Genomic DNA, 10,978 nt, shown 5'->3' on the forward strand with positions numbered 1-10,978 from the left:
GCAGGGGTGAGGGACGATTTCGGTGGCGAACGAGGACAAGCTCCGCTATTTCCTGAAGCGAGTCACCGCTGACCTCCAGGAGACCCGGCGGCGCCTTCGTGACTACGAGGACGCCGCCGGGGAGCCGGTGGCCATCATCGGCATGAGCTGCCGCTATCCGGGAGGCGTCGACTCGCCCGAGGATCTGTGGGAGCTGGTCGCGGGCGGCCGTGACGCCGTCGCCGGGTTCCCGGCCGACCGCGGCTGGGACCTGGACGCGCTCTACGACCCGGATCCGGAGACCCGCGGGACCAGTTACGCCCGCGAGGGCGCCTTCCTGAGCGACCTCGCGCGGTTCGACGCCGCTCTCTTCGGGATCTCGCCCCGCGAGGCGCTCGCCATGGACCCCCAGCAGCGGCTGCTGCTGGAGACGTCGTGGGAACTCTTCGAGCGGGCCGGCATCGACGCCGCCTCCCTCGCGGGCAGCAGGACCGGTGTGTTCACCGGCGTGATGAACCACGAGTTCCTCGCCGCCCTCCAGAACTCCCCGCAGGACCTGGAGGGTTACCTGGGCACGGGGACCTCGGGCAGTGTCGCCTCCGGCCGGGTGGCCTACACCTTCGGCCTCGAGGGCCCGGCCGTCACGATCGACACCGCGTGCTCGTCGTCCCTGGTCGCCCTGCACCTGGCCGTCCAGTCGCTGCGCAACGGCGAATGCTCGCTGGCGGTGGCGGGCGGTGTCACCGCGATGGTCGGCCCCGCCACCTTCGTCGGCTTCAGCCGCCAGCGCGGACTGGCACCCGACGGCCGCTGCAAGGCGTTCGCGGCCGGCGCCGACGGCACCGGCTGGGGCGAAGGCGCCGGACTGCTCCTGGTGGAACGCCTCTCCGACGCCCGGCGCAACGGACACGAGATCCTCGCCGTCGTCCGGGGTTCCGCCGTCAACCAGGACGGCGCGTCCAACGGCCTGACCGCCCCCAACGGGCCCTCCCAGCAACGGGTGATCCGCCAGGCCCTGGCGGCCGCAAGGCTGACCACCGCGCAGGTCGACGCGGTCGAGGCGCACGGCACGGGCACCCGGCTCGGCGACCCGATCGAGGCGCAGGCACTCCTCGCCACGTACGGGCAGGGCCGCCCCGGCGACAAGCCGCTCATGCTGGGCTCCATCAAGTCGAACATCGGCCATACCCAGGCCGCGGCCGGTGTCGCGGGCATCATCAAGATGGTCATGGCCCTGCGCCACGGCGAACTGCCGCGCACGCTGCACGTCGACGCCCCCTCCCCGCACGTCGACTGGTCGGCGGGCGCCGTACGGCTGCTCACCGAGAACACGCCCTGGCCCGCCTCCGACCAGCCGCGCCGGGCCGGCATCTCCTCCTTCGGGATCAGCGGCACCAACGCGCACACGATCATCGAAGAGGCCCCGTCGGCCGAGGCGTTCACGCCGGACACCGAGGACCCGGAAGCACCGGAGGACGGCGCGGAGAGCGTCGAGGCCGTCGCCCCGGAGGCCGTGCGCCCGGCCGAGGGCGGACCGGTGCCCTGGGTGATCTCGGGCAGGACCGAGGAGGCCCTGCGCGCCCAGGCCGAACGGCTGCTCGCCCGCACGGACGCCGACGTCTCCCCGTTCGACGTCGCGTTCTCCCTGGCCACGACACGCACGGCCCTCGACCGTCGCGCGGTGGTCCAGGGCGAGACGCCGGACGAACTCGCCGCGGGCCTGCGCGCCCTGGCCTCCGGCGCCCCGGCCCCGGGCGTCACACGCGGCCTCTCCGGCACCGGCGGACGCGTCGCGTTTCTCTTCTCCGGCCAGGGCTCGCAACGCCTTGGCATGGGACGTGAGTTGTACGCGGCGTACCCCGTGTTCGCTGCCGCGTACGACGAGGTGTGCGGGCTCCTGGACGCGCCGGTCGATGTCGATGCGGAATCCCTGCATCAGACGGGTTCGACGCAGCCCGCGCTGTTCGCCGTCGAGGTGGCGTTGTTCCGGCTCCTGGAGTCGTGGGGCATCCGGCCGGATTACGTGGCCGGTCACTCGGTCGGTGAGATCGCGGCCGCGCATGTGGCGGGTGTGCTGTCCCTTGAGGACGCGGCGAAGTTGGTGTCGGCTCGTGCCCGTCTCATGCAGGCGTTGCCGAGCGGCGGTGCGATGGTCGCCGTACAGGCCACCGAGGACGAGGTGCTGCCGTACCTGACCGACGGAGTCGGCATCGCGGCGGTCAACGGACCGCGGTCGGTGGTGGTTTCGGGTACCGAGGACGCGGTCACCGCGATTGCTGAGACCTTCCGCGAGCTGGGTCGTAAGACGTCCCGGCTGAAGGTCAGTCACGCCTTCCACTCGCCCCTGATGGACCCGATGCTGGAGGAGTTCGGCGAGGTCGTCGGGGGGCTCGTCTTCAACAAGGCGCGGATTCCCGTCGTTTCGAATCTCACGGGGCGGCTCGCCGAGCCGTACACCCCGTCGTACTGGGTGCGGCATGTCCGCGAGGCGGTGCGCTTCGCCGACGGTGTGCGGACCCTCGGCGAGCTGGGTGTGACCACCTTCGTGGAGATCGGCCCGGGCGGTGTGCTGAGCGCGCTCGCCCAGGGGTGCCTGGACGAGGACGCGGTCACCGTGCCCGCCCTGCGCGCCGACCGCCCCGAGCGGGCCGCGCTGGTCGCCGCCGTCGCCGAACTGCACGTGCACGGCGTCTCCCCGGACTGGCCCGCCTTCTTCCCCGGCGCCCGCCGCGTCGGCCTGCCCACGTACGCCTTCCAGTACGAGCGCTACTGGCTCGACACCGCACCGGCCGCCCGCGGGGACGTCCGCGCCGCCGGACTCGGCTCGGCCGACCACCCGCTGCTGGGCGCCGCCGTCTCCCTGGCCGGCGGCGACGAGCGGCTGCTGACCGGCCGGCTGTCCCTGCGCACCCATCCCTGGCTGAGCGACCACGCCGTGCTCGGGACCGTGCTGCTGCCCGGCACCGCGTTCGTCGAACTGGCCGTGCGCGCCGCCGACGAGGCGGGCTGCGACCTGCTGGAGGACCTCACCCTCGAAGCGCCCCTGGTGGTGCCCGAGCAGGGCGGCATCGCGGTGCAGGTGTGGGTCGGCGCGGCCGACGGGTCCGGGCGCAGGCCGCTGACCGTGCACGCGCGCCCCGAGAACGACACCGACCTGCCGTGGGTCCGGCACGCGACCGGCTTCGTCACCGAAGGGGCCCCGACGGGAAGCGGCGAGGAGGACACGACCGCCGGCCGGACCCTCACCGCATGGCCGCCCGCGGACTCCGAGCCGCTCGGACTCGACGGTTTCTACGACCGGTCGGCCGCCCTCGGACTGGCCTACGGTCCCCTCTTCCGCGGGCTGCGGAGCGCCTGGCGCAAGGGCGACGAGGTCTTCGCGGAGGTCGCCCTCCCCGACGGCACGGACACCGGCTCCTTCCTGGTGCATCCGGCGCTGCTCGACGCCGCGCTGCACGCCATCGGCGCGGGCGGCCCGCTCGTGGCCGAGACCGACGGGCCGCTGCTGCCGTTCGCCTGGTCCGGGGTGTCCGTGCACGCCACGGGCGCCTCCACCGTACGGGTGAGGCTCGCGGCCACCGGTACGGACGCGGTGTCCCTGACGGTGGCCGACGCCACCGGCCGGCCGGTGGCGTCCGTCGAGTCGCTCACGCTGCGGCCCGTCTCGGCCGAGCAGCTTCGCGAGCGCTCCGGTGACGCGCTGTTCACCGTCGAGCGGACGCCGCTCGGTCCGACCGCGGACGACACGGACGGGACGGTCGTCGCGTACGTCGCGGACCTCGACGCGCTGGCCGACTCCGACGCCGATCCCGACGTCGGCGGGGCGGCGCAGCCGGACGTGGTCGTGCTGCCGTGCCCCGACGGGCCGGAAGGGCTGAGCGAGGCCGAGCGGGTGCACGCGGTCACCACCGAGACGCTGCGGCTGGTCCAGCACTGGACGGCCGAGGACCGCACGGCGCGCCTCGTCCTGGTGGCGCGCTGCGACGACCTCGCGCACGCCGCGGTGGGCGGACTGGTGCGCTCGGCCCAGGCGGAGCACCCGGGCCGGATCGTGCTGCTCGAAACCGACCGCCCGGACGAGGCGGCCACCCTCGTGCCCGGCATCGTACGGTCCGGCGAACCCCATGTCGTCGTCCGCGAGGGAGAAGCCGGCGTACCGCGACTGGTCCGCGCGGCCTCCACCGGGCAAAAGAGCACCACCCCCACCCCCGGCGCCGCCGGCCTCGGCACCGTGCTCCTCACCGGCGCCTCCGGAGCGCTGGGCGGCACCCTCGCCCGGCACCTGGTGACCGGGCACGGCGTGCGCCGGCTGCTCCTCGTCAGCCGCCGGGGCGCGGACGCGCCGGGTGCCGTGGACCTGGCGGACGACCTCGCGGCGCTGGGCGCCGAAGCGACCTGGGCCGCCTGCGACCTCGCCGACCGTGCCGCCGTCGCCCGGCTGCTGGCCGCCCACCCGGTCGACTCCGTCGTCCACACCGCCGGAGTCCTCGACGACGGCGTGCTCGCCGCCCTCACCCCTGAGCGTCTGCGCGCCGTCCTCGCGCCCAAGACCGACGCCGTGCTCCATCTGGACGAACTCACCGGTGAGGGCACGCCGTTCGTCCTCTTCTCCTCCGCCGCGGGCGTCTTCGGCAACCCCGGTCAGGGCAACTACGCCGCCGCCAACGCCTTCCTCGACGCCTTCGCCCGGCACCGCCGCGCCCAGGGCCGGCCCACGGTCTCCCTCGCCTGGGGCCTGTGGGAGCAGGAGGGCGCCATGGCCGACGCCCTGGACGAGGCGGGCAGGTCGCGGATGGCGCGCTCCGGTGTCCTGGCGCTGACCACCGAGGACGGCCTACGGCTGTTCGACGCGGCGCTCGCCGCCGACGCGCCCGTGCTCGTGCCCGTCCGCCTCGACACCACCGCCCTGCGCGACCGCGCGGCCGGGACCGTACCGGCCCCGCTGCGCGGACTCGTGCGCGGCGCCCCGCGCGGCACGGCCCAGCGCGCGGCCACCAAAACCCTGGCCGGGCGCCTCGCCGGACTGACCGGCGACGAGCGCGCGGAGGCGCTCCTCGAACTGGTCCGCGCCGAGGTCGCCGCCGTGCTCGGGCACGCCTCGCCCCGGGCCGTCCAGCCCGGGCACGCCTTCCAGGACCTGGGCTTCGACTCGCTGACCGCCGTCGAACTGCGCAACCGGCTCGCCGGGACCACCGGCCTGCGCCTGCCCGCCACCCTCGTCTTCGACCACCCCACCCCCACCGCCCTCGCCCGGCACATCGGCCGCGAACTCCTCGACGACGCCCCCGCCGCCACGGCCGGGGCCGGGGTACGGCGGACCGTGGCCGACGCGGACGAGCCGATCGCCATCGTCGGCATGAGCTGCCGCCTCCCGGGCGGCGTACGCTCGCCGGAGGACCTGTGGCGGCTGGTGGCCGCCGGCCGCGACGGCATCTCCCGGTTCCCCGACGACCGGGGCTGGGACGTCGAGGGGCTGTACGACCCCGACCCGGAGCGCCTCGGCAAGACCTACGCGCGAGACGGCGGATTCCTGCACGACGCGGCCGAGTTCGACGCCGGATTCTTCGGGATCTCGCCGCGCGAGGCGCTGGCCATGGACCCGCAGCAGCGGCTGCTGCTGGAGGCATCCTGGGAGGCGTTCGAGCGCGCCGGGATCGACCCGGCGGCGATGCGCGGCAGCCGTACCGGCGTCTTCACCGGCCTGATGTACCACGACTACGGGCAGGGCCCGCGCGAACTGCCCGAAGGCGTCGAGGGACTGCTCACCACCGGAGGCTCCGGCAGCGTCGCCTCCGGGCGCGTCTCCTACACCTTCGGCCTGGAGGGCCCCGCCGTCACCGTCGACACGGCCTGCTCCTCCTCGCTCGTCGCCCTGCACCTCGCCGTCCAGGCCCTCCGGAGCGGCGAGTGCACGATGGCGCTGGCCGGCGGTGTCACCGTCATGGCGAGCCCGACGGTCTTCGTGGAGTTCAGCCGCCAGCGCGGACTGTCCCCCGACGGCCGCTGCAAGGCGTTCGCGGCCGGCGCCGACGGCACCGGCTGGGGCGAGGGCGTCGGCATGCTCCTCGTGGAGCGGCTGTCCGACGCCGAGCGCAACGGCCACCGCGTGCTGGCCGTCGTCCGGGGCAGCGCCGTCAACCAGGACGGCGCCTCCAACGGCCTGACCGCGCCCAACGGTCCCTCGCAGCAGCGGGTCATCCGCCAGGCGCTGGCGTCCGCCGGCCTCGCCCCGGCCGACGTGGACGCCGTCGAGGCGCACGGTACGGGGACGAAGCTCGGCGACCCGATCGAGGCGCAGGCGCTGCTCGCCACGTACGGGCGCGAACGGGCCGGAGGACAGCCGCTGTGGCTGGGCTCGCTGAAGTCCAACATCGGCCATACGCAGGCCGCCGCGGGTGTCGCCGGGGTGATCAAGATGGTCATGGCGATGCGGCATGGTGTGCTGCCGCGGACCCTGCACGTGGACGAGCCGACGCCCCATGTGGACTGGTCGGCGGGCGAGGTCAGGCTGCTGACCGAGGCGGTGGACTGGCCGGCGACGGACCGCCCGCGCCGGGCCGCCGTGTCGTCCTTCGGGGTCAGCGGCACCAACGCCCATACGATCATCGAACAGGCCCCCACGGTCACCGGACAGGCCCCCACGGTCTCCGAACAGGCCCCCGCGGTCTCCGAACAGGCCCCCGCGGTCTCGGAACAGGCCCCCACGGTCACCGGACAGGCCCCCACGGTCACCGGACAGGCCCCCGCGGCCGAGGAAGCGCCGGCGGCGTCCGCATCCGGCGCGGCCGTGCCGTGGGTGCTGTCCGGCAGGACGGAGGCGGCGCTGCGGGCGCAGGCCGCCCGCCTCGTGTCCCACCTCGACGAGAGCGTCCCCGGTGACGACGGTGACGACGGTGACGGCACGGCGGCCTTCCTGGCCGACGTGGCGCACTCGCTGGCCACGACCAGGGCGGCCTTCGAACACCGCGCCGTCGTGGTCGGGCGGACCCTCCCGGAACTCCGCGAGCGACTGGCCGGTGTCGCGGCCGGGGCCACCCCGCCCGGCGCGGTGACCGGCAGCGCGCGCGGCGGCGGCAGGACCGTGTTCGTCTTCCCCGGGCAGGGCTCGCAGTGGACGGGCATGGCCGCCGAACTGCTTGCGACCTCCCCGGTCTTCCGCGACCGCGTCGACGCCTGCGAACGCGCCCTCGCACCGCACGTCGACTGGTCCCTGACCGCCGTACTGCGCGGCACCTCCGAGGTGGAGCAGGACCGGGTCGACGTCCTGCAACCCGTGCTCTGGGCGATGACCGTCGCCCTCGCCGAGGTGTGGCGCTCCTTCGGGGTGACCCCCGACGCGGTCGTCGGGCACTCCCAGGGCGAGGTCTCCGCGGCGGTGATCGCCGGCGCGCTCTCCCTGGAGGACGGCGCCCGCATCGTGGTCCGGCGCAGCCTCGCGGTACGCGAACTCCAGGGTCTCGGCGCCATGGCCTCGGTGCCGCTCCCGGACGCCGGGGTGCGGGAACTCGTCGCCCGGTGGGACGGCCGCCTCGGCATCGCCGCCGTGAACGGCCCCGCCACCGCCGTGGTCTCCGGTGACACCGACGCCCTGGACGAACTCCTCGCGCACTGCCGCCAGGAGGGCGTGCAGGCCCGCCGGGTCGCCGTCGACTACGCCGCGCACTCGCCCCAGATCGAACGCGTCGAAGCCCGGGCCACCGAGGGGTTCGCCGGAGTCGGCCCGCTCCCCGGCGCCGTGCCGTTCTACTCCACGGTGACGGGCGGAAAACTGGACACGGACCAGCTGGAAGGCGGCTACTGGTACCGCAACATGCGCCAGACGGTCCGGTTCCACGACGCGATCCGGGCCGCCCTGGCCGACGGGTACGACGTGTTCGTCGAGGTCAGCCCGCACCCGGTGCAGTCGGCGGGCATCCAGGACGCCATCGAGGCCGCCGAGGCGGACGCGGCGGTCGTACCGACACTGCGCCGCCGCGACGGCGGACGCGACCGGCTGATGCTCTCCCTGGCCCAGGCGCACGTGCACGGCGTCGGCATCGACTGGGACGCCGTCCTGCCGGGCGCGCGCCGCACCGACCTGCCGACCTACGCGTTCCAGCACGAGCGGTACTGGCTGGAGGCGGCCGCCCCCGCCGGTGACGTACGGGCGGCCGGGCTGGACGCCGCCGACCACCCGTTCCTGGGCGCGGCGGTGGAACTGCCGGACGCCGGCGGCCATCTGCTCACCGGGATGCTGTCCCTGCGGGCCCAGCCCTGGCTGGCCGACCACGCGGTGCTCGGCACGGTCCTGCTGCCGGGCACGGCCTTCGTGGAACTGGCCGCCCACGCCGCCGCCGAGACCGGCTGCGACCTGGTGGAGGAACTCACCCTGCACGCACCGCTGATCCTGCCCGAGGAGGGCGGCGTCGCGCTCCAGGTGCTCGTGGGCGCCCAGGACGACTCCGGCCGCCGTCCGCTGAGCGTGCACTCGCGCGCCGGCACCGGATCCTGGGTCCGCAACGCCACCGGGGTCCTCACCACGGGCGCCACCCCGCCCGGCACCGACCTGCGCAGCTGGCCCCCGGCCGACGCCCGGCCGGTGGACCTGGACGGCTTCTACGACCGCCTGGCGGACCTCGGCCTGAGCTACGGCCCGGTCTTCCAGGGACTGCGTGCCGCCTGGCGCGGCCACGACGCGGTCTACGCCGAGCTCGCCGTCACCGACGAGGCGCGGCCGGACACCTTCGGCCTGCATCCGGCCCTGCTCGACGCGGCGCTGCACGCGCTGGGCGCGGGCGGCCTGGTACCGGCCGCCGACGGTCCCCTGCTGCCCTTCGCGTGGTCCCGGGTCACCCCGCACGGCACCGGAGCGACCACCCTGCGGGTGCGGCTCTCCCCGGCCGGCGGGGACACCGTACGGCTGGAGGCCGCCGACGGCACGGGCCGGCCCGTCGTCTCGGTGGAGTCGCTGACGCTGCGCCCGGTGTCGGCCGAGCAACTGCGCACGAGCGCCCGGGACTCCCTGTTCACCGTGGACTGGGCGCCGCTCACCGCACAGGCCGACGGGCACACCACGGTCGTACGGGCCTACGAGGACATCTCCGCCCTGCTCGCCGCCCCCGCGACGGAGACCGGTGCGCGGGCGTACACGGACGCCGTGGTCGTGCCCTGCCCCGTCGGGTCGGGCGACGACACCGAGCGCGTCCGGGACGTCCTGCGCAAGGTGCTGGGGCTGGTCCAGTGGTGGCTGGCCGAGGACCGGGTCGCCCGTCTGGTGCTGGTGACCAGGGGCGCGGTCGTCGCCGGGGACGGACCGGAAGCGGGTAAGGGCCCGGAGGCGGGTGGCGGCCCGCAGGCGGGGGACGGCCCGGAGGCGGGCGGCCCGGCGACGGCCGACCCGGTGCAGGCCGCCGTATGGGGTCTGATCCGCTCGGCGCAGTCCGAGAACCCGGACCGCATCGTCCTCATCGACGCCGATACCGACGCCGACGCGCACCCGCAGGCACACGCGGATGTGGACATGGAGAGCGGAGACGAGGGCGAGGGCGACGGGCACACCGGCGTGGAGCGGATCGCGGCGACCGTCGTGCCCCGGCTGCTCGCCTTCGAGGAGCCGCAGGCCGCGCTGCGCGGCGACACCCTCCTGCTGCCCCGGCTCACCAGGACCGCCGCCGAAGCCCCCCGGGCCACGGCGGACTTCGGGTCCGGTCCCGTCCTGCTCACCGGTGCCTCGGGCGCCCTCGGCGGACTCGTCGCCCGGTACCTGGTCGCCGAACACGGCGTACGCCGCCTGCTGTTGATGAGCCGGCGCGGGGCGGACGCGGAGGGCGCGGCGGAACTCCAGGCGGAACTGACCGCGGCCGGAGCCGAAGTGCGCTGGGCCGCCTGCGACGTGGCCGACCGGGACGCCCTCGCCGAGGCGCTGTCCGGTGTCCCGGTGACGGCCGTGGTGCACACCGCCGGCGTCCTCGACGACGGTGTGCTCCCCTCGCTCACCCCGGAACGGCTGGACACGGTACTGCGCCCCAAGGCCGACGCCGTAGTCCACCTGCACGAACTCGTCGGCGACGTCTCGGCGTTCGTGGTCTTCTCCTCCCTCGCGGGCACCCTCGGCACCCCGGGCCAGGCCAACTACGCGGCGGCCAACGCCTACCTGGACGCCTTCGCCGCACAGCGCCGCGCCCAGGGGCTCCCCGCGGTGTCACTGCCGTGGGGCCTGTGGCAGCGCGCCGGCGCCATGACCGAGGACCTCGGCGGAGCCGACCGCGGCCGGCTCGCCCGCGGCGGCGTGCTGCCGCTGTCCGACGAGGACGGCCTCGAACTCCTCGATGCCGCACTGGCGTCGGACGCCCCCGTGGTGGTGCCGGCCCGGCTGGACCTGGCCGCGCTGCGCAACGCGACCGCGCCGGTCCCACCGCTGCTCAAGGCACTCGTCGGCGGCCGGCCGCGCCGTACCGACCGCGCGTCCGCCGTACCGCTGGCGCAGCGGATCGCGGGGCTGCCCGAGAGCGAGCGCGCGGACGCCGTCCTCGTCCTGGTGCGGTCCGAGGCCGCCGCCGTCCTCGGACACAGCTCGGCCAAGGCCGTCCAGCCCGACCAAGCCTTCGGCGAACTCGGCTTCGACTCGCTGACCGCGGTGGAGCTGCGCAACCGGCTGAACCGGGCCACCGGCCTGCGCCTGCCCGCGACGCTGGTCTTCGACCACCCGACGCCCGCGGCGCTCGCACAGCGGGTCCTGAAGGACCTTCCCGGTGGTACGGCGGGCACGGCACCGGTCTTCGACGAGCTGGACCGCCTCGCCGCCGCCCTGGACGGCGCCGGCGCGGACGGTCTCGACAACGTCACCCGGACCAGGATCAACATGCGTCTGAAGGCCCTGCTCGCCCGCTGGAACGGGAACGAGCCGGCCGACCCGTCAGACACCGGCGGAGCCGGGGCCGACGACGACCTCAGCTCGGCCAGCGACGAGGAGCTGTACGACCTCCTCGACGACGAACTGGGCAACTCCTGAACCGCGCAG

General features: G+C 75.1%; 1 protein-coding gene. It reads left to right on the forward strand.

Annotated elements, in window-relative coordinates:
- Positions 1-22 precede the first annotated feature (22 nt).
- Complete coding sequence (locus tag GHR20_RS34945) at positions 23-10,969, forward strand: type I polyketide synthase (RefSeq protein ID WP_153815530.1); 10,947 nt, start codon at positions 23-25, stop codon at positions 10,967-10,969.
- The last annotated feature ends 9 nt before the right edge of the window (positions 10,970-10,978 follow it).

This window comes from Streptomyces sp. SUK 48 (assembly GCF_009650765.1).
GTDB lineage: Bacteria > Actinomycetota > Actinomycetes > Streptomycetales > Streptomycetaceae > Streptomyces.